Origin of the sequence: Leptospira kirschneri serovar Cynopteri str. 3522 CT, from assembly GCF_000243695.2 — a bacterium.
Taxonomy (GTDB): Bacteria; Spirochaetota; Leptospiria; order Leptospirales; family Leptospiraceae; genus Leptospira; species Leptospira kirschneri.
In genome coordinates, this window is sequence record NZ_AHMN02000011.1 from 354,629 (window position 1) to 380,000 (window position 25,372).

At 36.7% G+C, this 25,372-nt stretch carries 20 protein-coding genes, 2 tRNA genes and 1 pseudogene; 13 read left to right on the top strand and 10 right to left on the bottom strand.

Annotated features, from left to right (window positions below; translation table 11 throughout):
- Positions 1 to 413 precede the first annotated feature (413 nt).
- The 6 genes and pseudogenes from LEP1GSC049_RS212150 to LEP1GSC049_RS0206645 form a co-directional block, all read left to right on the top strand.
- On the top strand, positions 414 to 1,046 hold the full coding sequence (locus LEP1GSC049_RS212150) for a Crp/Fnr family transcriptional regulator (RefSeq protein ID WP_004753234.1): 633 nt from the start codon (positions 414 to 416) through the stop codon (positions 1,044 to 1,046).
- A complete protein-coding gene (locus tag LEP1GSC049_RS212145; protein WP_004753410.1) occupies positions 1,043 to 2,215 on the top strand; it encodes an acyltransferase family protein in 1,173 nt (390 codons plus the stop codon). The genes LEP1GSC049_RS212150 and LEP1GSC049_RS212145 overlap by 4 nt, the downstream gene beginning before the upstream one ends.
- A gap of 10 nt (positions 2,216 to 2,225) precedes the next feature.
- Complete coding sequence (locus tag LEP1GSC049_RS212140) at positions 2,226 to 3,596, top strand: YncE family protein (protein ID WP_004757010.1); 1,371 nt, start codon at positions 2,226 to 2,228, stop codon at positions 3,594 to 3,596.
- 67 nt (positions 3,597 to 3,663) lie between these two features.
- Positions 3,664 to 3,737, top strand: a tRNA-Ile gene (locus LEP1GSC049_RS212135).
- Between the two features lie 14 nt (positions 3,738 to 3,751).
- A tRNA-Ala gene (locus tag LEP1GSC049_RS212130) sits at positions 3,752 to 3,824 on the top strand.
- A 1,026-nt stretch (positions 3,825 to 4,850) separates the two neighbouring features.
- A pseudogene (locus LEP1GSC049_RS0206645) lies at positions 4,851 to 5,177 on the top strand (cupin domain-containing protein); the annotation flags it as partial.
- Between the two features lie 95 nt (positions 5,178 to 5,272).
- Here LEP1GSC049_RS0206645 and LEP1GSC049_RS212125 read toward each other — a convergent pair.
- Entirely contained in the window at positions 5,273 to 6,019 is a 747-nt protein-coding gene (locus LEP1GSC049_RS212125; protein WP_004753131.1) for an enoyl-CoA hydratase/isomerase family protein, read from the bottom strand.
- 608 nt (positions 6,020 to 6,627) lie between these two features.
- Positions 6,628 to 7,425 carry a hydroxyethylthiazole kinase gene (gene thiM, locus LEP1GSC049_RS212120; protein ID WP_004753385.1) on the bottom strand — a complete coding sequence of 266 codons (798 nt, stop codon included), beginning with the start codon at positions 7,423 to 7,425 and terminating at the stop codon, positions 6,628 to 6,630.
- 1,362 nt (positions 7,426 to 8,787) lie between these two features.
- Here thiM and LEP1GSC049_RS212115 point away from each other — a divergent pair.
- From LEP1GSC049_RS212115 to LEP1GSC049_RS212095, 5 genes are all read left to right on the top strand, one after another.
- Positions 8,788 to 9,963: an acyl-CoA dehydrogenase family protein gene (locus tag LEP1GSC049_RS212115; protein ID WP_016560978.1), complete on the top strand. Its 1,176-nt coding sequence runs from the start codon at positions 8,788 to 8,790 to the stop codon at positions 9,961 to 9,963.
- Positions 9,964 to 9,983: 20 nt separating this feature from the next.
- The gene (locus tag LEP1GSC049_RS212110) at positions 9,984 to 11,024 is read left to right on the top strand and encodes a phosphotransferase family protein (RefSeq protein WP_004753250.1); all 1,041 of its coding nucleotides are present in this window, start codon (positions 9,984 to 9,986) and stop codon (positions 11,022 to 11,024) included.
- Positions 11,014 to 11,409: a DUF6285 domain-containing protein gene (locus LEP1GSC049_RS212105; RefSeq protein WP_004762335.1), complete on the top strand. Its 396-nt coding sequence runs from the start codon at positions 11,014 to 11,016 to the stop codon at positions 11,407 to 11,409. The genes LEP1GSC049_RS212110 and LEP1GSC049_RS212105 overlap by 11 nt, the downstream gene beginning before the upstream one ends.
- A 5-nt stretch (positions 11,410 to 11,414) precedes the next feature.
- Positions 11,415 to 12,149 carry a histidine phosphatase family protein gene (locus tag LEP1GSC049_RS212100; protein WP_004781624.1) on the top strand — a complete coding sequence of 245 codons (735 nt, stop codon included), beginning with the start codon at positions 11,415 to 11,417 and terminating at the stop codon, positions 12,147 to 12,149.
- 325 nt (positions 12,150 to 12,474) lie between these two features.
- Complete coding sequence (locus LEP1GSC049_RS212095) at positions 12,475 to 14,610, top strand: sensor histidine kinase (protein ID WP_016560979.1); 2,136 nt, start codon at positions 12,475 to 12,477, stop codon at positions 14,608 to 14,610.
- A 3-nt stretch (positions 14,611 to 14,613) separates the two neighbouring features.
- On the opposite strand, the gene LEP1GSC049_RS212090 is transcribed toward LEP1GSC049_RS212095, so the two are convergent.
- Together LEP1GSC049_RS212090 and LEP1GSC049_RS212085 are read right to left on the bottom strand one after the other, a co-directional pair.
- Positions 14,614 to 15,288: a glutathione S-transferase family protein gene (locus LEP1GSC049_RS212090; protein ID WP_016560918.1), complete on the bottom strand. Its 675-nt coding sequence runs from the start codon at positions 15,286 to 15,288 to the stop codon at positions 14,614 to 14,616.
- Between the two features lie 859 nt (positions 15,289 to 16,147).
- Complete coding sequence (locus tag LEP1GSC049_RS212085; RefSeq protein WP_004753423.1) at positions 16,148 to 16,723, bottom strand: PaaI family thioesterase; 576 nt, start codon at positions 16,721 to 16,723, stop codon at positions 16,148 to 16,150.
- Positions 16,724 to 17,006: 283 nt separating this feature from the next.
- Between LEP1GSC049_RS212085 and LEP1GSC049_RS212080 the strand changes: the two genes are divergently transcribed.
- Positions 17,007 to 18,038, top strand: a complete 1,032-nt coding sequence (locus tag LEP1GSC049_RS212080; protein WP_004757066.1) for a zinc-binding dehydrogenase — start codon at positions 17,007 to 17,009, stop codon at positions 18,036 to 18,038.
- 962 nt (positions 18,039 to 19,000) lie between these two features.
- The gene (locus LEP1GSC049_RS2000000228345) at positions 19,001 to 19,162 is read left to right on the top strand and encodes a hypothetical protein (RefSeq protein WP_016560922.1); all 162 of its coding nucleotides are present in this window, start codon (positions 19,001 to 19,003) and stop codon (positions 19,160 to 19,162) included.
- Positions 19,163 to 19,261: 99 nt separating this feature from the next.
- Here the strand turns inward: LEP1GSC049_RS2000000228345 and LEP1GSC049_RS212075 are convergent, their stop codons facing one another.
- From LEP1GSC049_RS212075 to LEP1GSC049_RS212050, 6 genes are all read right to left on the bottom strand, one after another.
- Positions 19,262 to 19,975, bottom strand: a complete 714-nt coding sequence (locus LEP1GSC049_RS212075) for a hypothetical protein (protein ID WP_025186073.1) — start codon at positions 19,973 to 19,975, stop codon at positions 19,262 to 19,264.
- Positions 19,942 to 20,340, bottom strand: a complete 399-nt coding sequence (locus LEP1GSC049_RS212070) for a zinc ribbon domain-containing protein (RefSeq protein WP_004752906.1) — start codon at positions 20,338 to 20,340, stop codon at positions 19,942 to 19,944. Before LEP1GSC049_RS212070 ends, LEP1GSC049_RS212075 begins: the two co-directional genes overlap by 34 nt.
- On the bottom strand, positions 20,340 to 20,939 hold the full coding sequence (locus LEP1GSC049_RS212065; protein ID WP_004753094.1) for a cytochrome c-type biogenesis protein: 600 nt from the start codon (positions 20,937 to 20,939) through the stop codon (positions 20,340 to 20,342). The genes LEP1GSC049_RS212070 and LEP1GSC049_RS212065 overlap by 1 nt, the downstream gene beginning before the upstream one ends.
- Entirely contained in the window at positions 20,936 to 23,125 is a 2,190-nt protein-coding gene (locus tag LEP1GSC049_RS212060) for a heme lyase CcmF/NrfE family subunit (protein ID WP_004752859.1), read from the bottom strand. Before LEP1GSC049_RS212060 ends, LEP1GSC049_RS212065 begins: the two co-directional genes overlap by 4 nt.
- Positions 23,126 to 23,151: 26 nt before the next feature.
- Positions 23,152 to 23,547: a cytochrome c maturation protein CcmE domain-containing protein gene (locus LEP1GSC049_RS212055; protein ID WP_004757115.1), complete on the bottom strand. Its 396-nt coding sequence runs from the start codon at positions 23,545 to 23,547 to the stop codon at positions 23,152 to 23,154.
- A gap of 439 nt (positions 23,548 to 23,986) precedes the next feature.
- A complete protein-coding gene (locus LEP1GSC049_RS212050; protein ID WP_004757083.1) occupies positions 23,987 to 24,757 on the bottom strand; it encodes a YdcF family protein in 771 nt (256 codons plus the stop codon).
- Positions 24,758 to 25,372 lie beyond the last annotated feature (615 nt).

A 25,372-nucleotide genomic window follows, 5' to 3' on the forward strand; every position in this document is an offset into this window, starting at 1 on the left:
GGTTACGACTTTACGAACAAATTCTAAAATTGTAGGAACTCATACTTTTAGAAAATTCTTTCTTATGCCCTGCTCACGTTAAATCGACTGTAAATTTCTATTTCGTTTTAAAATATAATAAGCCATTATAAAATCCAAAAAAAGGAATTTGGAAATCAAATTTTTACGTAAAATCGTTGTTTTGTGCTTATCACTGAATTCAAAATTCATTTTATAAAAGTTCAAGTTTATTGTAGAATTCTACCTCTTGATCCTGATTTGCAATTTTTATTTTAATGCAGGCTTTTTATAATTGGCCTTAAGGATTCTACTCTTAGGATTTTAGTTGATCTAAGTTCTAAAACTTTCGATGCTGGTTCAGTTCCCAAAAAACGAATTGATTGTGATATTATAATTAAGGTCTATTGAGAATTATGAAAGTAACCGAATCCATGATTGAGAAATTAGGGGTCGAATTCAAAGAATCCGATATTATCTTTGAGGAGAATCAGGAAGCGGAAGAAATGTATCTGATCGTCAACGGAAAAGTCGGAATTCATAAAAAAGTAAAAGAAGCCTATAAACTCCTCGTAGAATTAAAAGAGGGGGATATGTTCGGCGAAATGGCACTGATCGATAGAACTCCTCGAAGCGCAAGAGCGGTTGCAAAAACTGACGTTTCACTCATCGCAATCAATGAAAGTGCATTTTTCAATTTGATACGAACCAATCCCGGCTTTTCCATGAAAATTGTTAAAATTCTTACTTCCAGATTGAGGGAGACCAACAAAACGATCGCTACTCTTTTAAAAGCGGATAAAAAGAATTTAGTAACTTCGGCTTTAATTAATTTTTCCCAAACATACGGAACACAAGATGGTAGTATTTGTAAAATTCCTTTGAATCATTTTATTCGATGGGCGATTCTTAGGGTTGGGTTGGAACACAAGGACCTGGTAAGCGCAATCAATCTATTAGTAAAAGATAAAATGGTGGAACAAAAAAAAGAAGACCCTGCGACCTTAATCCTTCGGGATTCTCTTTTTAAATATACGGTGGATGTTTGAATCTTAAGTCGATCTTATCTAAAACTCGAAAAAGACTTTTTTATCTAGACAATCTTCGTTCCTTTGCTCTTTTAACCGGTCTAGTGTTTCATGTGGCGATCGTTTACGCCGCCGAAATCAAATATCCTCTTAGAAACGAACAAAGATCAGAGATTTTCGACGTCTTTGGTGAATGGGTTCACGTTTTTAGGATGCCTCTTTTTTTCTTTCTTTCGGGATATTTTACGGAGGCGATTTTTAGAACAAAAACTCTGAAAGAGTTTTTAAAGATGAGAATTTTTAGGATTTTTATACCGACACTTGTCGGGATTTTACTTTTTGCACCTATGCAATCCTACGTGTCTCTTTTACAAGCCGGAACGAAAATTTCTTACTTTGATTTTTACTTTAGAATATTCTTAAATTATAATGTTAGACCTTCTCATCTCTGGTTTCTTTATTTTCTGATCTTATTTACGATTCTTCATATTTTGACCCGAAGGATCACACTACCTTTGGCGTTTCTTTTGAATAAGGAGTCAGATCAAAAAAGTTTTATACAAGAATTTAAGACGATCATCGTTTTTACTTTTATTAGTTTTGTAGGTACTTGTATGATCAATTTCTATTTTTTGAAAGATGAATCCTGGTTTGCGATTGAACCGGTAAACTTTGTCTATAATTTCACTTTTTTTCTCTGTGGAAGTTTTTTGATTTCTAAGGAAACTTTTCTTTTGGAACCTCAATTGGATCGTTTTTGGATCTGGACTCCTCTTGCTTTACTTTCGTTCTGGGGATTTTACGAGATCAGTAGGATCGATCCGTTTTGGTCTTACTTTGGTTATACTGGAAATTGGAGAAGGATTTTACACATTTTTTCTAAATGCGCCTCCGGCTGGTTGATGATCCGTCTTTTGATCGGTATATTTCAGAAATTTTTCGACTTTAAAAACGATCGGACTGAATACATGAGGACCGCAAGTCTTCCGATCTATCTTTTACACCATCCCGTTTCTCTTTTAGCCGGTTACTTTGTGGTTCATTCTTCTTTGGGACTCGCTGAAAAATTTATTTTACATCTTTTATCGGTTTTTGGAATCACATTCGCAATTTATCATTTTCTAATACGTCCTTTTTACTGGACCAACTTGATTTTGGGAAATCAAACACAGGCTAAAAAGAACACCTAAGGAGTATTTCTTGAACCCGAATCTAAAAAAAAAATTTCTAAAACTTATCAAAATCAAATCGGACGTAACTCTGTTAATTCCTATATTTCTGTTTTTAGTCTGCTGTAAAAGTGGAGACTTTTCTTTACTTTCTTCTCCAATCAATCGAGAAAAAAACGGAACCGAAATTGTTAAGTTTAGTATCCATCCTTACAAAGGAACCGTAATACGTTTGGAAGAGGAGATTCTTCCTTTTAAGGTTTTAGAAACGGATAAAAATATCGCTTTGGTCGAAATGGCAATTCCCATTTATAAGGACGGGAAGGAAATAGAATTAAAACTTTCTTCTCCAGGTTTTCAGAATTCGTCTTACCGTATTAGAAAGCCGGAAGAGTTAAATGAAAAACTGATAGCTCTGGATAAAGAGGGCATAACGCATCGTTTTATCTCAAGATTTAAAACGGGATCTCAACCCAAAAGCGTTCGATTTATTGACAATACTAGACTTGCGATTCCTCTTTTAGAAGATGAAGGTATGGACGTTTTGGATATAAATTCCGGTCAAACCGTCAGACTTTCTCCTCCCGAAAAATACAAAAAAAAATTGGGTTTTGTGGAAACGATTTCGATTCCGGAGCACAACGAACTCTGGGTCAGTCAGATGCAGGCGAATGCGGTTCACGTGTTCGATTTAAAAACTTTAGAGTATAAAGCGACAGTCGATCTAACCGGTAAGTGGTCTAAAATTCTTCTTTATGATCCGATCCGAGATTTGGTCTATTGTTCCAATTGGATCAGTGAAGATATTTCTGTTATCGATAGAAAAACAAAAACAGAAACTCGTAAAACGGATAAGATCGGTTTACCTCGCGGGCTTCTTCTTTCGAAAGACGGTAAAGAATTATACATTGCCCAATTCTCCGCAAGCAATCAGGAATCTGGAGGTGGTAGACTCGGAATCTATTCCATGGATAAGGAAAAACTCATCGATACAATCGGTCCTCCTGGAAACAAACGCCATATCGTTTCGGGCAATACTGAAAATAAGATTTATGTTTCTGATATGTGTTGTAGCAAGATCGAAGTTTATGATTTAAAAGAAAAAAAAGTCCAAAAGTCGATTCCTGTATTCGATAAACCGAATACGATTGCTCTTTCTCCTGACGGAAAGTATCTTTATGTTTCTTGTAGAGGTCCTAATCATCCAACCGAAGGTTATCTCAAAAAAGGTTTGATACTTGGAAGAGTTTACGTCATTGACACGACTACAGACACGGTTAAGGAATTTTGGGAAGCTGGTAATCAACCTACTGGTCTTGACGTTTCACCCGACAACCGTTACTTAGTGATCTCAGATTTTTTGGATCATCAAATTCGAGTTTATCGTAGGAATGGTTTTTAAGTCTCCAACAGTTTTTTACTAAAAAACTGTTGCATTTGAGAATTCAACCAAAAACATGTCTCTTACCGGGCCTGTAGCTCAGCTGGTTAGAGCACACGCTTGATAAGCGTGGGGTCATGTGTTCAAATCACATCAGGCCCAGCCGGTATTGACAAGGGGCTTTAGCTCAGCTGGGAGAGCATCTGATTTGCATTCAGAAGGTCGTCGGTTCGATCCCGACAAGCTCCAATCGAATTTTACAATATCGATTCGGTTCACATCTACTTCCTTTTAAAATTTAAAGATACAATTCGATTTAGGTTTTTATCCACTATATTCTATTTTTTGAATTTAGTTTAACTTATGTCGGCGTAAATTTTTCAGAGTTATTCGTAAAAATTACGTTGAACTTACGTTATATCAATCTCAAACGCTAAATAACGTGAGCAGGAACGTAAGGAATCTGTTCTCTAAAATTTTGTTTTACCGCGAAAAAATAGATGTGGAAACTCTTACAAACCTTGAAATTACCGTAAATACTAAACTGTGGGAACTACCACTTTTAGAAAATTCGTTCTCATTTTCTAACGCCCTGCTCACATTAAACACATACTAGAATAAAAACGAGATTCCTAATCGTCGTTGTAAGATTTTTTAGGTTTGATCTTATTTTACAACTTTGTTGGGTCTCTGGTGTTCATTGCTATTTATTTTAATGTGAATTCTATGTAAGAAAATCTGAGCGAATCTGGTTTGCCATAAGTGGGCTCTTTAGCTCTGGTCAATAAATTGCATACAGGAAACATTATATAACAATTATCTTTAGTTTCAATTTAAAACGCGATCTGTCGAGTGTCCGTAGAAGCGAGGCGGCTTTAGTTTGAAAGAGCGTGTTCCCCGTATCGATTCCTAAAATGTGGGAACTACCACAAATCACGATTTTACGAAAAATTTTCTCATGTTATTTTTTATAATTTTGAGTAGGATCAAAACGGGTAGTTCCCGCAGATTACGTCTTTCTGGTGTATCTTTTTACTGTTAGGATAGCAAGTAGTTCCTACATTTTTAGAAATTTTGGAACGGACTTTACGTCGTTCTTTTTTGTTTGGTTACTACTTGGACAATATTACTCTGAACCTGTTTCAAAACTTAGAATGTGGGATCTCACACAAAAAAGCCAACGATTTCAAGTTAGATATAATTTTTTGAGAATTTCTGCGTTTTTGTAAAATCTCATTCATTTTCTGATACTATTTTTATGCGTCTGAGTAGTATTCCTCAGAAACGAAAAAATTTTCGGTTGAGTTAGCTCATGGTAAAATTGGTGTAAACGTATTCAATATTCCTAAATTACCTAAGAAAATTCATCTTGTTCTTAGAAACGACGATTGTGTTTATTATGTAGTTCGTGGAAACCTTCAACTTACCTTACCTGGAGCCGAACCTATAATGTTACAATCAGAAGAGGTTCTTTTTATACCATCCGGGATCGTACATTCGATTTCTTCTGATAAAGTAAATTCAAAAGTACTAATGATAAAGAGTTCCAATACTTCTGAAGTGGAATACTTACAAGAATCGGAAATTACACTTCAACTTTAAACAAGATTTTGACGTTTCTATGATTGGGCGTTTGGCAAAAAATTCTATAGAAACAATCCCAAATAATGAGTGTATGAAATTTTTAGAAAGGGTATTCACTGTCGTATCGTCGCCGCGTAGTTTTGGACTTTTTGGAAAAATTTAGGATCTTCTAATACGGAAGCGAATACGTCGAACTCGTTTTTTAAATTTTCGTATAAGTTCCCCATGAAATAATTATTCGAGATTCCTTTTAATGTGGATAACATATTCAAATTCCATTGTGAAAGTTTAGAAGCGACTTGGATCGAGTGTTGTAATATGTCATCTCCTTCATAAATCTCGTCTATAATTCCCAAATTTAAAGCTTGAGAGGATCGAATCGGATCTCCTTTTAAAGTCAAACTTAAAGATTTGTTAGGCCCAACTTTTCTGGCGAGTGTGGTGATCAGAGGTGGACCTCCAAATCGGATTTCTGGTCTGAAAAGAATCGCCTTTTTTTCAGAGATGATGTAGTCTCCACAAAGAGCCAGATCAAAACCTCCCGCGGATGCAAATCCCTTTAATATTGTAACCACTGGTTTTGGAAAACTATAAAGTGCATAATGATATTCTAATATTCTGTGTCGAAAGGATTCTAATTTTGTTTGAACCACTTCCTCTAAATCGTATCCACTTGAAAAGTGTTTGCCTGAAGAATTGAGTAGAATCGCCTTTACGGATTCGTTATTTGCGTTTACATTGAATACATTTTCAAGTTCGTCTCTAATTTGTACGTTTAGTGAGTTGGATTTTTCGGGGCGATTGAGGGTTACGATTAAAACCTGATCTCTAATTTCGGTAAGTAAACACTGATATTTCATTTTTTTTGATCCTTTTAAACTCGAGCTAAACGCGCATGATCTTAATTTTGAAGATACTCTATGCAAGAAAAATTTAAAGTGTGCTTGGGTCTTTTTTCCGGGAAAGAATTAGCTGGCAAGAAGCGCTAACAAAAATAAGACGGATTTACGATTATTTATTTTCGATGTATAAAAACTTAAAAAGAATTTAACCATAATGATTTGTGAAATTTAGAATATACTGTTAATATGATATTTCTAAAAAACGAATTTTTCTTGTGATTTATTATGTGGAGTTCAATGTTTTGCACTTGCTACTTGGGCATATAAAATGGTATCAATGGGTAATTTGCGAAATATGTAGACGTTTTCAAATATTGCACCTAACTTGGAATTCATGGTTTTTGAGGGAAAGCTATGGTTATAACTTTTTTGGAAACGAATTCATAGTGTTATTTTTATATGTGATAGTAGTAAACATACTTACAATAAAATTATTGATTTTTTATCGTATTTTTTACTCATTCGGATATATTAGAATACCATAAATTCTGAAAAAAGCTGTATTTCGGAAACTGAATATTGGAAATCCATTTTGTAGCTTAGAGTAGTAAAAAATTTAGTCATAATCATTTTTCTGTTGAAAGTAGATTTAATTGATCTAAAAAATTGACTGCAAAACTTCCAGAGCCTTTTGATATTTTTGCGGAACGTGTGCCTGCAATCGCAAAAACTGCGGATGCAGATGCGGTTGCTCTTAGAGGATCTTTTTGTACTCCTAAAAAAGACGCGATTACTCCTCCTAGGGAACAGCCGACTCCAGTTACCTGGGTCATGATCGGATCTCCTCCGCTGATCGAAATGGTTTCTTTTCCATCGGTTACGTAATCCACTTCTCCACTGATTGCAATTACGGCCCCCGTTTTTTCGGCGAGTATCCGAGCAAAAGGTAAGGCGTCAGAAGAAATGGCCGTGGAATCAACTCCCTTTCCCCCTCCTTCTGTTCCGGCTAACGCTAGTATTTCGGATGCGTTTCCTCGAATTACGGTCGGTTTGAAGTTGAGCAGTTCTTTTGCTAATTCTGTTCTAAATCCGAGCGCTCCCACGGCTACTGGATCTAATACCCAGGGCGTTTTTGCTTGATGAGCTACTTCTGCTGCGATTTTCATAGCTATCGCATCGTTAGAGGTTACTGTGCCTATATTGATTAACAACCCTCTTGCAATTTTTGCAAATTCTCCTGCTTCCTCTTTTGCGATCACCATAGCAGGAGAAGAACCAACTGCAAGTAACACATTTGCCGTCCAATTGGTTACCACTATGTTAGTCATAACATGTGTTAGGGGAGATTGTTTTCTGAGTTCGGATAGATCTTCGATGATCTCTTTTGCTGGCCAGTTTCTTTCTATGATTGTAGATTTTGACACGATTTTATTTTCAAGACTGAATGAATCTTGTAAAGAACTTTACTTTTTGAATTGGATTGAATGTTCGAAAGAATATTGTGATTTTTTTGAAAATCATTTAACTTTTGAAATCTATGAATAGTTCGAACTTTTTGTTGTTAGAGTTGTTGAAAAATTTCATAGTTCGATTAACAAAACTGCTTCAGTTGGCCGTTTCCATGGAATAGAAACATATGGAGAATTAATTTTTCAATAAATTCTATTCTCAAAAAGGTTTGGATGATTTGATTTACATTGAAAAATCGTAGATTCTATAAAATCTAAGAATAAAGATTTAAAATCCAATTTTATCGTAAAACCGTAGTTTGGCGACTATGATCAATTACTGAAATTTCATTTCTTTAAAAGTGAAATTTTAATTTGATTTGTATATTCTGATTTTTTTCTATATGATATATAAAGAATTTAGAATGTCTATAAAAAACGTTTTAGACCAAATGAAATATTTATAGCTATTAAACATAGTGTTTAAACAATTTACTACTCTAAGCTGAGATTTATTTTAGAATTTATGATATTTTATAGAGTTTTTTTAATCTCTAGAAAATTGAGTGTCTGTAAATAGAGTTGTTGAAAAATTCCATAGTGGCGTTTAACAAAACTGCTTCAATTGCCGATTTGCATAAAATAGAAACAGATGGAGAATTAATTTTATCATAAAACGCTGATTCTATGTAAAATATTAGGTACCTTATTATATAGTTATGAGTAACACGAATTCTAATGCGAAAGCGATTGAAACGTAGAGAAACTCATGCAACGCTCTCTACCATAACCAACCCCACAAGTTGAATAGGATTTTAGAATCAAAATTGAACTAAAGCAAAACGCTTTTTACGAAAGCGTTTTAGATCGCTCGAAGTAACTAAAGCTGTCTCGCTTCTACGGTCGCTCGAAGTAACTCAGCGTCTCGCTTCTACGGTCGCTCGACAGGTTGTGTTCTAAATTGTAATTTAAAACTAAATATCGTATTACGTTTCTTTTATGCAATTGATTGACTGGAGCTAAAGAGCATGGTCCGACAAAGCTGGATTCGCCTCGTTTTTTTCGTAAATTCACAGGGTTGAAGTGTAAACTATTGGATTGATACTTTATTGGTTTGGTTTTTTATTATATAGTTTCGAGTTGTGGTATTTCTGTTTTTATAATTGTGAGTTTTTTGATCTGTTCAGTTTCTATATTTTTCATCTTGAAACAATCGATAAATCTTTTTATTTTTATTCTTCCGGCTTGACCTTTTAGATCGTTTAAAATTAAGTTTTCGAACGCATTCTAAAAATATAATTCTCCGTTAAGTGTTTACTTTCGGTAGAAGGAGTAAGTATGGATTTTACAATTCCTCAAGAAGTTGAAGAGATCAAAAAAAGAGTCCGAGACTTTGTTGATAATTTTGCAATTCCTGCCGAAGTTCACTATGATTACGATCACGGTAGGATGCCCGAAAAAATCACGGAAGAACTTAGAAAAAAAGTTAAGGATCTAGGGCTTTGGACTCCCCATCTTCCAAAATCGGAAGGAGGGCTTGGTTTAGATATGGTCGGAACTGCGATCATCTTTTCTGAGTTAGGTCGTTCTCCGATTGCCCCTTTTCTCTGCAATTGTGACGCTCCCGACGAAGGAAATATGCATCTTCTTCATATAGCCGCGAACAAAGATCAAAAAGAAAAATTTTATTATCCGCTCATTCAAGGAAAGATTCGTTCTGCTTTTGCGATGACGGAACCTCCCCCCGGTGCGGGAGCTGATCCTCAAACTTTGACCACCAATGCGGTTAAACAAGGAAACGAATACGTGATCAACGGACATAAATGGTTTTGCACCGGTGCAAACGGCGCGGATTTTCTGATCGTGATGTCTAAGGTCTCGGATTCTTTTCGAAGAACTACTCTATTTTTGGTACCTACTAATACTACTGGTTATACGATGATGAGAGAAATTGGCGTGATGGGTTCTCACGGTCCGGGTGGTCATTGCGAATTAAAGTTCGAAAACGTTCGTGTTCCTGAATCTTCCATTTTGGGAAAGGTAGGCGAGGGATTTAAATGGTCTCAAGAACGTCTGGGACCTGCTCGCCTAACACATTGTATGCGATGGATTGGTCTTGCAAGAAGATCTATGGAAATGGCTAGAGGATACGCCCTCAAGAGAGAAGTTTTTGGTCAAAGGATTGCAGATCATCAGGGAATTCAATGGATGTTCGCCGAATCCGCTGTTGAAATCGAATCCGGTTATATGCTCACTTTGAAAGCGGCTCATACTTTAAGAGCCGGAGAAGACGCAAGACAAATCATATCCATGGCAAAATGGCAAGTTTCGGAAACTCTTTGTAAGGTGATCGATCGTGCGATTCAAATTTGTGGTTCTCATGGCTACGGAAGAGACATGAAATTGGAACTATTTTATAGGGATGCGAGAGCCGCAAGAATCGCAGACGGTCCTAGCGAGGTTCATAAGATGGTGATCGGAAGAAATCTGATCAGCGGTAAAAGTGATTTTTAATATTATAATTCGAGAATATTATGAATGATACAGAATTGAAAAATACCTTGGAAGACTATCTTTCCGTAAGATTAAAGGGTAAAACCGAGATTCATTCTATGGTTTCTTTAAGCGGCGGGGCCTGTCAGGAAAATTTTTCCGCTCAAGTTCAAGTATTGGAGGGACCCGAAAAAGGTTCTTACGATACCGTATTTAGAACGGATAAGGGTGCGTCTCTTTTGGCTTCTTTAAGTCGGGAAAATGAATTTGGAGTTTGCGAACTCGCCTACAATTCGGGAGTGAATACTCCTAGGCCTTTTTGGCTTGAAACCGATCTAAGAATTACCGGAAGTCCTTTTTATTTTATGCAGAAAATTTCCGGTAAGGCGACGGGAAGATATATCGTCAAAGATCCTTCTTTGAATCGTATTAGAAAACAATTATCGACTGATCTGGCCGAAAATCTTGCAAAAATTCATTCTTTAAAACCGAAGGATTGTAAAAATGAAACGTTACGCGAAACACTTTGGATGGACCAAAATCCGAACGATAAAATAATAGCTAACGGTTCGATTCGTTCTCTACGTTTGGAATTGGAAAAAATGCCGGAAGTTTATCCTGCTATGGAAATGATTCTGAACTGGTTGGAAAAAAAGGCAAAACCTTCGGATGATGTCGTATTAATACACGGTGATTTTAGGACCGGCAACTTTATGGTAACTCCGGACGGACTTCAAGGAATAGTGGATTGGGAATTTGCACATTGGGGGGATCGTCACGAAGATCTGACCTGGCTTTGTATGAGGGATTGGAGATTTGGAAAGTTGAATAAGGAAGCGGGGGGTTTTGCAGATCGAAATGAGTTTTATGAAACCTATGAAAAGGTTTCAGGTGTAAAACTGGATCCGTTTATGATTACTTATTGGGAAGTGATGGGAAATCTTAGATGGGCGATTGGATGTATCGGACAAGCGGAAAGACATCTTTCTGGAAAGGATAAAGGAATTGAACTTGCGGCGATCGGAAGAAGGGCTTGTGAGATGGAATACGAAGCGATGAGGATCATAGAAAATGCAGGATAAACCTACGTCTACCGATTTAATAGAATCAATTCAGGATTTTCTAATGAAGGAAGTGCTTCCTCAATTTAAGGACAAAGATCTTCTTTCTTATAAAACATTAGTAAGTTGGAATATGCTGGGAGTTGTATCTAGGGAAATTCGTTCTGGGGAGGAATTGTTAGATCGGGAGCTGAATCGTTTGGCTAAACTCTTAAACAAAGATTTTTCTTTACCACCTTCCCTGGATGAAAAGAAAAAATTAGTTAACGTTTGGAACGTAGAACTCAGGGATAAAATCCGTAAAGAGAAACTTTCACTGGAAGATTCTATCTATTGGAATCACGTTAAAGAAACCGTTATAGAAAAAGTAGAAATTACGAATCCTAGATTTAACACGGAAAGTTAGTCGCTATGTCTATCATTCATCTGATTCGTCACGGCCAGGCAAATTCCCAAGGCGAAAACTACGACCTTTTGACCTCGCTTGGAAAAAATCAGTCGTTTGCGCTCGGAAAATATATGGCGTATAACGGAGAACTTCCAGATCGAATTGTTACCGGAACTTTGAGAAGACATTTGGAGACCGCGGACTGGTTCATGAAAGGTGTGGTTTCTGAAGTTGGAGATCTGGAAAAATACAAAACGGATTCTTTCGTTTGTAGAGATTCAGGTTGGAACGAATTTTCACCAGAACTTTGGAATTCTTTGGCCAAACTACTTGTGTCGGATAAGCCTGAGTTCGCTAGAATTCTTTCACAATTCTACAAAGTTAAGACCAGAGGGGGAATCCGATCTGCGGCCTTGTTCTATAAATTGACGGAAGAAATTCTCAAATTTTGGAGAGAAAACGCGATAGAGGCGGATGGTATAGAAACATACGAAAATTTTGAAACTAGAATATTCCATTCTTATAATGTTTTATTTTCTTCCGGAGAGCAGGAGCGGATTTTTTTATTTACTTCTGGAACTCCGATTTCTTTGGTTTTAAATCATATTTTACGTCAGAAAGGAGACCCTTTTTCCTGGATGCCTTGGATCTGGAATACTTCTGTCAGCACGTTTCGAAAAGTGAAAGGAGAATATCTTCCTATTTCGGTCAATGGAGTGCCTCATCTTACCCAAAAAACGGATCGAACCTTATTTTAGAATTTTTTGAAATTTTCAAATATAAAGATTTACTTATGTAACTAAGTTCTATTGAAAATCTTAAATGTCACCTTATCTTGCTAAATATTAGTGATTCCTATAAAATTAAGTTCTGTAAATTCCTATTACAAAACCCGGTTTTAGTGCAAAAGACTAGGTGTTTTATTATATAGTTCTGAGTATAAGTTAAAAAAATAGTCAAAACGGAAAAAGGTTTTTTGTAAGTATTGTATAAACTGTTTTTATTTTGAGAATCTTTGAAACCAGAAAAAGATCGACGAAATCGGCGCTTAACTCTTAAGCTGTCGTCGTCCCTGAGCAATTGATGACAAACGTAAAAAACCATTCAAGATTTTCCGTCTACTACTTGGGACAATGGATATTTGGAATCTGTACGATTTTAGTGATCGTATCCTTTTTTGGTAATTATTATTACAAAGAAAAAAATATAGACAGACTCATTGATAATATTCATTGGACCGTTTCTTATCTTTGTGCGGCGGCTTTGGCCTGGCTTGGTTGTTTTTCAGCGGAGGCCGAGATTTATCGTTTTCGATTTTGGTTTGCACTTGGTCTTACCGCAAACGCGCTCGGACAATTATCTTGGGCGATCCAAGTTTATTTTAATTATTACATGACACCAACCCCGAGCGATTTTCTTTTTCCGTGGGTTGCTCCTTGTTTTATCATAGGATACTCTATTATAGTTTTTGAATGTGATCGAAATAAAATCAGAGTAGCTGCATTGGACGCTCTCGGTCTTATCACGGCGGTTCTAACATTTTCACTCGCATTGTATCTTCCTCAGAGAGAAGGAGTTGGAATTTCTCAACTTCTTCCGTTGATCAATCATCCTGTTTCTTTTTTAACCGCTGCCGCTTTGGGAATTTTATTGATTCCCGTTCTAAGATTGCAACCTGATAAATCTTGGTTGTCGTTTATAATCGGCATGGGAGGGAGTGGTTTTTGTTGGTTGTTATGGAACGCGTTATTTATCATTGAGATTCCTCCCGATGGAACCGTTCTCAATGCCGGTTTTTCTATTTCGACTTTAATCTTAGGGTATGGAGTTTGGACCTGGAAACCAAAATTGAATGATCATCCTATTTGGGGAAGGAGGTTTGAAACGGCACTTCGTCTATTACCTTTATTTGAAGTGATTGCAAGTTCGATTACGATTGTATTGGCAGGAACTTTCAGTGGTTTACCGGAAGGAGTTCGAATTGTTGCATGGACCGGAACTACGATCGTGGTCGTAATTGCGAGCGTAAGACAAACCTTACTCGTTAAGGAAATAACTGATACGGAACAAGAAATTCGTTCCGTCAACGAAGGGCTCGAAGAGATAGTCGCTAAACGGACCGAAGAACTTAGAACCGTAAATCAATATCTTATTTCTAAAAATGAACAGGTAATTAGAGCGATTGCAAACTTAAAAAACACACAGAAACAACTCGTTCGTTCTGAAAAAATGGCTGTGCTTGGACAGCTGGTTGCAGGAATTGCACACGAACTAAATACTCCGTTAGGCGCTATTGTTTCTTCTAACGAGGCCATTCAGTTGGTATTGTCCAATTCTTGGGAAGGTCTTCTTAGGAGTTATTCCGATTTTACCGAAGATGAAAAATTAATTTGGGAAAAACTTTTTTCAAAAGGCATTACTCTCAGAGAATTTTACGATACAAGAGAAGAAAGAACCAAGAGAAAAAAAATAGCGATTTTGTTAAACGACTTCGGATTTTCCGAAACAACTCGTCTTGCGGATATTCTCACCGATCTTGGGATTCATCCGGATTATGTATTAGAAAATTTTAAATATCTAAATCAAAAAGAAAAATTACTTATGATCGCGCAAAATGCTTTATCTCTTTCGGGTCTTGCCAGAGCGAGTTTTACGATCGAAAAAGCCGCTGAAAAAGCTTCTATAGTAATACAAGCTCTGAAGGAATATGCTTATAGAGATCGTAGCGAAACTGCTATGAGTCCCGTAGATGTACGGAAACAATTGGAAACCGTACTGACTCTTTATTATTCTAAATACAAAACTCAAGTAGAGATCGTTCGTGAAATGCCGGAAACTTCCTACGTTCAAGGAAATGCGGAGTCTCTTACACAAGTATGGACAAATTTGATCGGAAACGCTCTTTATGCGATGGGATATAAAGGGAAAATTGAAATCTCTTGCAAAAGAGTTTTGACTACTTGGGAAGTCGCAATTAAGGATAGTGGAGCCGGAATCGAAGAATCGATCAAAGATAGAATCTTCGAACCCTTTTTTACTACAAAACCTTCCGGTGCGGGAACTGGTTTAGGTCTGGACATTTGTAGAAGAATCATAGAAGATCATAATGGAAAAATCTATTTTGAAACTTCCAAACAAGGGACCACGTTTTTTGTGATTCTTCCCGCCTCGGAACCGATTTTGCAAAAACTCGAAAGTCAAATTAGTAAAAATCAGTAAATTCTATTTTATTAATATAGATTGACCTTTCTTTTTGATCTCTTCTTCGTCTTTTTTATGATCTACTTTATTTGGTATATCTTTACCCTTAATAAAAGCAGGACGTTTTTCTAATTCATCGTTCCAGCGTTTTAGATTGGGAAATTCATTCAGACTGATTTCTACCCAATCGTGCATATTGACCCAAGGCCAGGTAGCAATGTCTGCGATGGATAAATCTTTACCGCCTAAAAATTTACTTTCACTCAGTCTTCTATCTAAAACGGAATATAGTCGTTTGGTTTCATTTTGGTATCTATTGATCGCGAACGGAATTTTTTCGGGTGCGTATTTAAGAAATACTCCGGCTTGTCCTTGCATTGGGCCAACTCCTCCCATCTGAAACATAAGCCATTGAATTACGGTACTTTTTTCTTTTGGATCTTTAGGTAAAAGTTTTCCTGTTTTTTCAGCGAGATAAATCAGAATTGCTCCAGATTCAAATACTGCAAAGTTTCCGTTGTCTTTGTCTATGATTGCAGGGATTCTTCCGTTTGGATTGATTTTAAGAAACCACTCTTGTTTTTGTTCCAGTTTACCCAAATCAATCGGGTGAACTGTATAAGGAATTCCTAATTCTTCTAGTAAAATAGAAATTTTTCTTCCGTTGGGTGTAGACGCCGAATATAATTCGATCAATGTTTTTCTCCTAGTTGCGAAATGTTTGTTTAGAAATTAGACTTTGCTTTTAGGGAAAATTCAGCTTTTATGTAGAGTCTAAAAAAAAATTATTTGAATCGAATGAGTTTCTTGGACATTCAAATCCATTGTGGGAATTTTTATATTTGAGAATAGTTTAAAATGATACGAGAATTTTTTGAGTTATACTCACTTGTACTCGAACGTATAAAAATAGTACCAAGTATTAACGGGTCGAATTGCGAAAAAAATAGTGGTACTTAAAAAATACCGTAAATTCGGTATTTTAGAGTAGAAACAAAACATTCAAGTTTTTGAAACAATCTAACTCAAATATTCTGTTTATACGTCCGAGTAGTAAAATTCTCCTAAATTAATTCTAACCCGGAATTATTTTCACATCTTAATTTTAGAAAAAGTTCATAATACTACTTTCGAGTAGTAGATTAGAGTTGTTGAAAAATTTTGTAGTTTAATTAACAAAACTGATTCAATCGACCGTTTTCCATGAAATAGAAATAGATGGAGAATTTATTTTTCAACAATTCTATTGGAAGTTCAGGGTTAAAATTTATATTTCAGAATTCTTGAATATATTAAAATGTTTGTATCTACTTGTGATTTTTTAAAAAAACGAATTGAAAATATATCTAAAAAAACTCAATAAAAACCAGAAAAATTGACTCTGGTTCTTACGAAGGCCAGCTCGGTAAAAAAGTTCTCTACGAATTTTACCAAACTTGGTTTGAAATCTACAAGTTCTTTTATCGACTTTGATTCTTTCTGCACTGGGTCTGAAATTTTTAGTTTCGAAATCGGTTTTACTACAAGTCTTAAATTTTTGGTTATAGAATGAGATCTATAAATCTACCTTTTGAAGTTTAAGACGTTTTCTAATTTCTTTACCTCGTCTTTGATTTACTTCTAAAACTTGTAGAAGTGTATCGATCGGAAAGACGGTCCCTTGAAACATTCTTTTCATCGTTCTTTCCGACATATCATACCAGCGCGCTTTGGAAGAAACTAAAAGTTCGCCTGATTTAGAAAGATGAATCGTGGCCTTAGTGTAAAGCCTTCTTCTTCTCACCATAGTAACCCAACAACGTACTTCAACTTCCTCGTTTAGTGGAACCGCTTTGTGATAACGCATATAAAGTTGATCCGTCATGACGAAATGACCGAGATGAAAACAAAGAACTCCTTGGGCTTCGTCGAGTAGAGTTGCTAGAACTCCTCCGTGTGCGTAACCAGGAGCACCTTCAAAAGCCTTTTCGATTTTAAACGGAAATCTAACTTCTCCACTTTCTTCATGAAATGGAAAACTTGCGTGAATTCCTTTGGTATTTTCGGGACCACAACCAAAACAATTTTTATGATGCCAATCTTGTCCGTTTTGACTAGCTTTGATTTCCCGGTAGATCGTTTCCGTATCCATATTTTCCTCCGGTGACTATATCGAACGTTTCATTTTAAGAATCAGTTCTAAAAACATCGCTTCAACTTATAAGTTATTTCTTTGAAGTTTTGAGATTCTATTTCCATGAAAAATTTGACACTTACGGATTCAAGTTCGAAACCTATTGCTCAAAAGTCTTTTCTCAGTTCGTTTTTATAAAATCTTTTGAAGAGAAACTGATTTTAAAAACAAATCGTCTTGACCACTTTATCAATGATCTTAGTCTAACTCGGTTTTGATAAAAAAATGGGGAGAATGGGAAATGAAAGCAGCGGTTTTAGAATCCGGTAAAAAAAAATTAGAAATCAGAGACGTTTCCGTTCCACAACTTAGGGCCGAACAAGTAAAGGTAAGAATTAAAGCTTGTGGAATCTGTGGTTCGGATGTACATCTCGTGGTTCATGGAACTCTCAAGTGTAAACATTTTCCCAGAGTTCCCGGACACGAGTCATCGGGAGTTATCGAAGAAGTAGGTGAAAACGTTAGACGCTTTCGAAAAGGAGATCGGGTAGTCATAGCGGCCGGAACTTCTTGTGGAGTTTGTTCTTATTGTAAAGAAGGAAAAGAAAATCTATGTAAAGACGTAGGAGTGTTCGGTTTTGATCGAGACGGAAGTTTTGCAGAATTTAATATAGTAGAAGAACGTTATTTGTATTCTCTACCGGACGAGATTCCGTATGATCAAGGGGCGATTCTTGCGGATGCGGTGTCTACTCCTTATCATGCCATACGTTATAGAGGGAATATTCAAGAAAGTGATACGGTAGCCATTTTTGGTTGTGGGGGTCTTGGAATTCATGCGGTGGCGGTTGCAAGGGCGATGACAAAAGGTAAGGTGATCGCATTGGATGTGGATCTGGGAGCTTTAGAAAATGCTTCTAAATACGGAGCCGATGAAGTGATCAATTTAAAAGAAGTACGAAATTCAGGTAAGGTTCTAAAGGAAGTGTCGAAAGGTGTGGATCTACTCGCCGACTTTTCGGGTTATATGTCTAATGTAGAAGATTCAATACGAGCGATGAACCCAGGAGGTAGAATTGTACTCGTGGGTATTGGCAGACAACCTTTGAAATTTCAGATTCCTTTTATATTAATCGAAAAAATGATTTCGGTGTCTGGTTCTTATGGATCTGATCGAAGAGCGATTCCGGAACTGATCGATCTTTATTTAAAAGGGAAAATCGATCTATCACATTCGATTACTTCTCATCATCCATTAGAAGAATTGAATGAATGCCTCGAGGCCTTGGATCTGAGAAAAGGAAATCCGATTCGGTTTATCATCGAGCCTTAAATAACGTGAGCAAGATGTAAGAAACCCATGATTTTGAAAAAAGTTGAAATCTGAATTTTATAGATCGATTCTTTAAATGTGGGAACTCATACAAAACTTAGGTTTGTCCGTAAAATGATGTAGGAACTACCACAATTTAAAAAAAGAAGTTTATAATAATTGAATCTGTCGTATTCAAGTGTGGGAACTCTCACAAACCACGATTTTACAAATAAATTCTAAAATTTGTAGGAACTCATACTTTTAAAAAAATCTTTCTCAACTGAACTCACGTTAAAATGGGATTTAAATTTGATGATGACCGTAAAACAGCGATTTTGTGCAAAAATCGGACTGGACGATGATTTAAGTAGTTCTCACAACTTTCAAAGTTTAACTGTAAATCCACGATTTGTGAGAGTTCCCACATCTATTTTTCTTACAAAAAAATTGACCTAAGATTAACGTGAGCAGGACGTAAGAAAATAAGAAAGAATTTTCTAAAAGTAGTAGTTCCCACGTTTAAGAAAAAAATCTGCAGGTTCAAATTCCAATTTTTTTTCATAAAAATGAATCATGGATTTCTTTACGAACTCACGTTAAAATATAAATTTGTGGCAGATTAAGTCGTATTACAGATCTTTAAACATTCATTTTTTGTGACTCGAGTTGGGGAGTTCTTCATTTTATTTTTTATGGAAAAATCAGGTTTTTATAAAACAAATCTCTTACGCCTGCTCGCGTTAAGATAAAACGGATTCTTTACGTCGAATTCAGTGAGTTCGACATAAGAAAACCGGGGCGAATCCGGCTTGCCACAGGCAGCCGGCCGGGCTCTCAGCTCTGGTCAATAAATTGCATACAGGAAACATAATACAACAATCGTCTTTAGATTCAATTTATTGACCCCGCATCGATCCCTTTCGCGTTACGCCCTGCTCACGTTAAATAGATTCCGAAAATTTGGGCCAAACGGAAAATCATTGAAGGTAGGAATTACTAAAAAAACTGAATCGACCGCATTTACGGAACGATCTAAATCGAAGTTCAGAGATGTCGGTTCCACAGACCACGCCGACTCCGGGCTCACCGTTTGGTCTTTCGCGCTTGGATGTCGTTTAGGTCACAATAGTCAAGCGCTCTGACCAAGTCCTTCGTGTCGCTTGCGGAGGAATTCAGTTTATTAAAAATTTCTAAAGAATTATCGTGTAAAATTCTTTGAGGTTTTGGAACAAGTTCTTATACTAATATTCAAAACGTAGAATGGACTTGGCCGGAGTTACGACCTGAAAAAAAGTTTTACTCTGGGAATTTTTAAATAAAGTATCCTTAGGAAAACGGACCAAAAAACGATACATGTGTTCCGTCTCTGTAGTAATATCCGAATCATAAACAAAGGTGCCTGAAGAATAAACTCCGGGTGGAGCCGTATAAAAAGGATAACCGAAGGTTCCATAGACAGGAAGAGCTGAAAAACGATAGTTACGAATTCTAGCAGTAAAAGATTGAACGTAATAATTCCAAATTTTGTCGGCGGGAATGTCGTTTAAGTAAAATTGAAAATCCAAAAACTCAGGAAGAACTCTTGTTTCCGGAACGATCTGAAAAAGGATATAAATACCTTCCGAGCCGTTGAGCGAATCGGCTTCTTTCCATCGTTCGATCCTGTCCTTTGGAATTCTGGAGGCCAGTTCGTTTTTAATATCCTTTCTGATTTCTTCAAGGTCACCCTTTTCAATTTTAGAGGCGGAAACGAAAAAACCGGCTCCGTAAAAAGGAAGTTCAGAAAGACGGTTCGGTTCTCCTTGAAGTTTAAGATTTTTTCCTGAACAATCTATTAATAAAAAAGAATATATAAATATACTAAAATAATAGGATATTTTTAAAAAGGTCATCTGAGGCGTTTTAGGAAAAAGAAATGCCTTCAGATCAACAATTTGGTTCCACAGGAAGGACAAAAATTGGCTCCATAGAAAGCTATTTTAAAACCACATTCATGACAAAATTTGGGGATGGTTTCGGATGAGATTACCTGTTTTGGAATGTTCTGGGTGACGGATCTGATTTTTTCGTCGAAGTCTTCTAAGTCCTTAACAATTCCGGAAGAGATGGAATGAAATTCTGACTCAGTGAGTTTGCCAGTATCAAATTCGATTTTTATATCTCTTAGGTTTTCTAAAATCACCTCTCTCCGATTGATCAGTTCCGACTTTTCGGATTCGATGTCGGATGTTTTAGAGTGGTTTACAAATCGGATCCATAAAAATGGAGAAAGAATGATTCCAAGTAAAATAACGTAGAACGAAATGAGTAAAGGGTCCATTATTTTTGTTTTTCCTGTATCTCGGAAATATATTTCTGAAAAGAATCTTCTACTTGTTTGACTGAATTCCCGGATTCCTGAGTTCGTTTTAAAGAACCCGGATTTTTTCGTTTCATATAAAGATAGATGAGTATGATTCCTAAAAAACCAGCGAGAACAAGACTTAAGTTGATCCAAGTAGAATCCGGAGTCGCCAGAATATTCTCACCAAAACCGAAGACGACGGAGTTTGCCATTCCGGTATTACCCGCTTCCACGAATTTTTGGATCACCGGATCGGAGAGAGCTTCTTCTCCAAAACCGTGAACCATTTTATCTACGATTACGTCCGCGTTTTCCCCTTTTTGAATCCTGTTTTCTATAAAAAGTTTCAATTTGGCCGAAACGGTACAATTGTTAAACGAACAACTTTTGATTGTAATCGAAGGGATACAGATACATCTGATTTTAGAAGTGACTTCGTGAAAAGTTCGGATCTGATCCGGTTCCGTTAAGTTGGTGAATGTGGAATCCGCGGACAAAGAACTAAATGAGCCGTTCAAAATGAACACGCACCAAAAAATAAATAAAATTAGAATATTATGAAATACTATCTTCATAATCTGGATTCTCCGATCGGAAGCAGGATCAAAAGTCCCGAAAAGAAAAATAACAAAGAACCCACCCAAATGAATTTTACTAGAGGGTTTACCCAGACTTCTAAATTGGCTACGAGTTGCCTCGGAAATCGGTTGAAGTTTTCTAATTTACGAACAGGCTGATTCTCATTTGTAAAAAGATAATTCATAAAAAGTATGGGAAGGTCTGGATTTTCATCGGAAAGATCGGAATGTTCGATGGCCCCGAGTTGAATGTATAAGTCTTCTTTAGGAGTGGAAGAAATTGCGGGTTCACTTGTAGGGATATGAGTTTCAAAGTCTCCGCTTAAGTGAGAGATTTGTGGATAAAATCTTCTTTCTGTAACCATCGTGGAAAATTCTTTTAGGTTCCGTTTTACTTGAAAGGTCGCTTCGTGAGAAACGATAACGTTCTGAATATTGAGACCGTTTTTGGCTTCTCCGCTAACGAGAGGTTTGATTTTTAAAGTATGAGCGGAGATCTGATAGTTACCTAAAACGCCAGTGTCCTGGCTGGAATATACGATTTCGTTTTTTTCGGGTGCGTTTAAAAAGTAGAAAAACTTAATAGAAGTGTTTTGTTTAAACGCGTTTCCTGCATAACCTATAAAAAGTATCACCATCGCCAAGTGAACTAGATAACCTCCGTATCTTCTTTTATTTTTTAAAAGCATCCTAAATCCGGAAAAAAAATAATTCTCGTTTGGATACGCAGTTTTTCTGGCGATGATTCCTCTATGATACTCCTGTACAATCCCTGCAATCGTAAAAATTCCGAGACCGACCGCGATCACTGAATAAACTTCTCCTAATACGTCACCTAAACTATATTCGCTGATCGTAAAGTTTTTAGTATAAAATAAAATGTAAATTCCAGCTCCTGCAATTCCGACTAATAACGGTTTGAGTAAAGTGGAGAAGAAAATTTTATCTGCGCCTTTTCTCCAAGCCAGAAGTGGGGCCGAACCCATCAAAAGGATCAAAAGAATTCCGGAGGGAACTCCCCAAGAGTTAAACCAAGGGGCCTTAAATTCTCTTCCGTAAAGAAGAGGAGAAAATACTCCTAGAAGAATTGCTAGGGTTGCAATCACAAGAAGAAAGTTATTAAAAAGAAAACTTCCTTCTTTGGAAGTCATTGCGTCTAAATTGTGTTCCGGTTTTAGAGAATTTCTGCGGTAGATTAGAAATCCTAAAAAAAATAAAAAGCTGATTCCGATGTAGATGATGAACGGAGTGCCAATTGTGGACTTGGAAAAACTATGAGGACCTTCGAGTACTCCACTTCGAGTGATCCAAGTTCCTAATAAACAAAAATGAAAAGCGAGTATGATCAAAAGCATATTCCAAAACTTTAACATACCTCTTCTTTCTTGGATGATCATAGAATGAAGAAACGCAGTGGATAAAAGCCAGGGCATAAGAGAGGCGTTTTCCACCGGATCCCAGGCCCAGTAACCTCCCCAACCTAATTCTTCGTAAGCCCATTTGGAACCGAGTAGAATTCCGGTTCCTAAAAAAAACCAAGAAAAGATAGTCCATCTTCTAACAAAACGAAACCAATTTTCGGAAAGATGTCCTGTGATTAAAGCCGAAGCTGCAATTGCAAAAGGAATCGCAAAACTTACGTAACCCACATAAAGAATCGGAGGATGAATGATCATTGCCCAGTGTTGTAAAAGAGGGTTTAATCCTCTTCCTGCAACTGCCGCCGGTTGAAATTCTCGAAAGGGTTGAGCATCCGGATAAAATACGGCGAGATAAGAAAAAAAAGCAGATATGACGGCTAACGTTAAATTTAAGATAGGGATTCTATCTTGGGTTAGATCTTTTGTTTGCCAAAGAACGATAAAAGTAAAAATAGAAAGTAAAAGATTCCAAAAAAGCAGGGAACCGGAAGATCCGGACCAAATGCCGGTAAGTTTATAAAATAAAGGTAGGTGTTCGTTCGAATGCATTACCACGTAATAGTTGGAAAGATCGGTTCTGAATAATTGAACGAGTAAAACTATAAATCCGAGAAGAATGACCGCGGAATTGGTCATCAAAGTGTATCTACCTAGTTCGATCGCTTTTTTGTCACGTTTCCAAAGTCCGTAAGACGTTTGTAAGATTGAAAATATTAGAACCGCAAATGACGTAATAATACAAAGTGCGCCGAAATCATTCATATTAAAAAATTATAATCCTTTTTATTTTACTTATTTTCTTCCGAATAATCTGCTTCGTATTTGGAAGCACATTTTGCTTCTACGTGATCGGAAACGAGTATTCCGTCTTTCATATAACCGTCTACTCGTGCTCGTGTACCTTCTTTAAAAGCGTCCGGGAGTAGGGTTTCTCCGGTAAAAAAAACGGGGATTTGTTTATCGTTGAATTCTAAGATGAATTTTGCGGTTTTGCCTTCTCGAGTTACGGATCCTAATTTTACAAAACCTCTGACTCTTAAAAGATCGTTTTCGTATTTTGTAGGAGAGGCGGCCAGTTCCGAGGCGTCGAGTAGGGTATAAGAGGTTTCCTTAGAGGAGAAGTAAGCGATGGAGCCGAGGGATAAAAGGATGATCCCAGATAGTACCGTAAATTTTATATTCATCGTTGAAGTTCCGACTGTTTTTCGTTTTAGACCATAAAATCAGAACGGATGGGCGGAGAAAAGTGTAAATCCCCCGTTATGGATCTAGTTCAGTGGAATCTCTGGCTCTTGGAGGTTCGTTTTTTAGATTCATGTAGGAACTCTCACAAATTGAGGATTTTACAGATGAACTTTTCAAATGTGGGAACTCTCACAAATTGAGGATTTTACAGATGGACTTTTCAAATGTGGGAACTCTCACAAATTGAGGATTTTACAGATGAACTTTTCAAATGTGGGAACTCTCACAAATCGAGGATTTTACAGATGAGCTTTTCAAATGTGGGAACTCTCACAAATCGAGGATTTTACAGATGGACTTTTCAAATGTAGGAACTCTCACAAATCGAGGATTTTACAGATGAACTTTTCAAATGTGGGAACTACTGCAAAATCTAGATTAAAAGTTTCGGATTTTATGAACCAAAATACCGATCCATTCTTTAATAGAAATCGTGGAATTTTCAAGACAACCTGTAGAGGGAAAGAAATTATCCAAGGTTAAAACTGCTTTTTGGGAACGAAAATCGGTAGGGAAGGGGATGATCGTGATTCCATTTTCCTGAAAGATTTCGACGGACCTTTTCATATGAAAAGAAGAAGTCACTAAAATCACCGAATTCCAACCGTGTTCTTTTAGAAGTCCTACGGCAAAACTTTTGTTTTCGGCGGTATTTCTACTTTTAGATTCTAAGATCAAAGAGGAATCGGGTATACCCATTTGTTTTAGAAATCTGCCCGCCGGTTCGGATTCCGGCACTGTTTGATAAAAAAGATTTCCGGAACCTCCGGAGAATAGAATTTTAGGTGCCTTCTTGGCTTTATAAAGTCGGACCGTTTCGGTAAGTCTTTCTGCGCTGTTGGAAAGATCGACCGGTTCGTCGTGAATGCTTAACGTTGAAACCATTCCGCCTAACACAAGTATGACGTCTGCTTTTGGAAGTTGTTCCAAAGAAACCGGAGGATAATAAATTTCTAAAGATTGAATCAGTTTTTGGGAAACCGTACTTGTGGATAAGGTCCAAAGAAACAAAACGGGAAGCCAAACGGAAAATTTTTCTTTCCATTTTTTGAGTTTTGCACCAACAAGCAAAAGAATCAAAAGAACCAACGGTAGAGGAAATAGAAACAGAGTGGCGAGTTTTGAAATAGAGAATAAGATCGTAGACATTTAAAAATTTTCCCCTAATTGTTAGAACAAAAAAAATACCTAAAAATATGTCTTCAAAATTAAACAGGTCCTGGAATTTTTTCATTATCATTTCAAGAGTTAGGCCCGCAAAAGCCGTTTGGTTTTATGCAAAAATTGGAATCTTGATATGGATTTTATAAAGTTCCTTTTTTAACAAGAATTCGGCGTAGGAAAATCAGGGCGAATCCGGCTGCTATGGGCAGCCGGACCGGGCTCTTTAGCTCCGGTTAATAAATTGCATGCAGGAAATGTAATGCAACATATCGTCTTAAGTCGCAATTTATTAACCCCGCATCGATCCCTTTCGCGCTAATTCACCTGATTATAGAACACGATACCGTCTAACGATCCAGAAAACTCAGCGAATGATTCTCTAAAGATCGGCATTCAGTAAGTGAAACGCTTTGGTTTGAAAGAGCGTTCTGCTAAAGTTCCCCGCGTCGATTAATTTCGCATAACGTCAAATTCTAGTTTGTAAAAAACTGAGAATGTAGGATTTACCACAAAAAGTTAAATAATCCGGGCCGACTTGATTTTTGGGAATTTCTGCGTCTCAAACCGCATTACAAATTTTTAAACATTGATTTTTTATGG

What these genes read in the sequence shown, in the direction of transcription:
- LEP1GSC049_RS212150 (WP_004753234.1), top strand. Translation starts at nt 414, where the DNA reads ATGAAAGTAACCGAATCCATGATTGAGAAATTAGGGGTCGAATTCAAA.
- LEP1GSC049_RS212125 (WP_004753131.1), bottom strand. Translation starts at nt 6,019, where the DNA reads ATGAAATATCAGTGTTTACTTACCGAAATTAGAGATCAGGTTTTAATC.
- LEP1GSC049_RS212115 (WP_016560978.1), top strand. Translation starts at nt 8,788, where the DNA reads ATGGATTTTACAATTCCTCAAGAAGTTGAAGAGATCAAAAAAAGAGTC.
- LEP1GSC049_RS212110 (WP_004753250.1), top strand. Translation starts at nt 9,984, where the DNA reads ATGAATGATACAGAATTGAAAAATACCTTGGAAGACTATCTTTCCGTA.
- LEP1GSC049_RS212105 (WP_004762335.1), top strand. Translation starts at nt 11,014, where the DNA reads ATGCAGGATAAACCTACGTCTACCGATTTAATAGAATCAATTCAGGAT.
- LEP1GSC049_RS212100 (WP_004781624.1), top strand. Translation starts at nt 11,415, where the DNA reads ATGTCTATCATTCATCTGATTCGTCACGGCCAGGCAAATTCCCAAGGC.
- LEP1GSC049_RS212095 (WP_016560979.1), top strand. Translation starts at nt 12,475, where the DNA reads ATGACAAACGTAAAAAACCATTCAAGATTTTCCGTCTACTACTTGGGA.
- LEP1GSC049_RS212085 (WP_004753423.1), bottom strand. Translation starts at nt 16,723, where the DNA reads ATGGATACGGAAACGATCTACCGGGAAATCAAAGCTAGTCAAAACGGA.
- LEP1GSC049_RS212080 (WP_004757066.1), top strand. Translation starts at nt 17,007, where the DNA reads ATGAAAGCAGCGGTTTTAGAATCCGGTAAAAAAAAATTAGAAATCAGA.
- LEP1GSC049_RS212070 (WP_004752906.1), bottom strand. Translation starts at nt 20,340, where the DNA reads ATGGACCCTTTACTCATTTCGTTCTACGTTATTTTACTTGGAATCATT.
- LEP1GSC049_RS212065 (WP_004753094.1), bottom strand. Translation starts at nt 20,939, where the DNA reads ATGAAGATAGTATTTCATAATATTCTAATTTTATTTATTTTTTGGTGC.
- LEP1GSC049_RS212060 (WP_004752859.1), bottom strand. Translation starts at nt 23,125, where the DNA reads ATGAATGATTTCGGCGCACTTTGTATTATTACGTCATTTGCGGTTCTA.
- LEP1GSC049_RS212055 (WP_004757115.1), bottom strand. Translation starts at nt 23,547, where the DNA reads ATGAATATAAAATTTACGGTACTATCTGGGATCATCCTTTTATCCCTC.
- LEP1GSC049_RS212050 (WP_004757083.1), bottom strand. Translation starts at nt 24,757, where the DNA reads ATGTCTACGATCTTATTCTCTATTTCAAAACTCGCCACTCTGTTTCTA.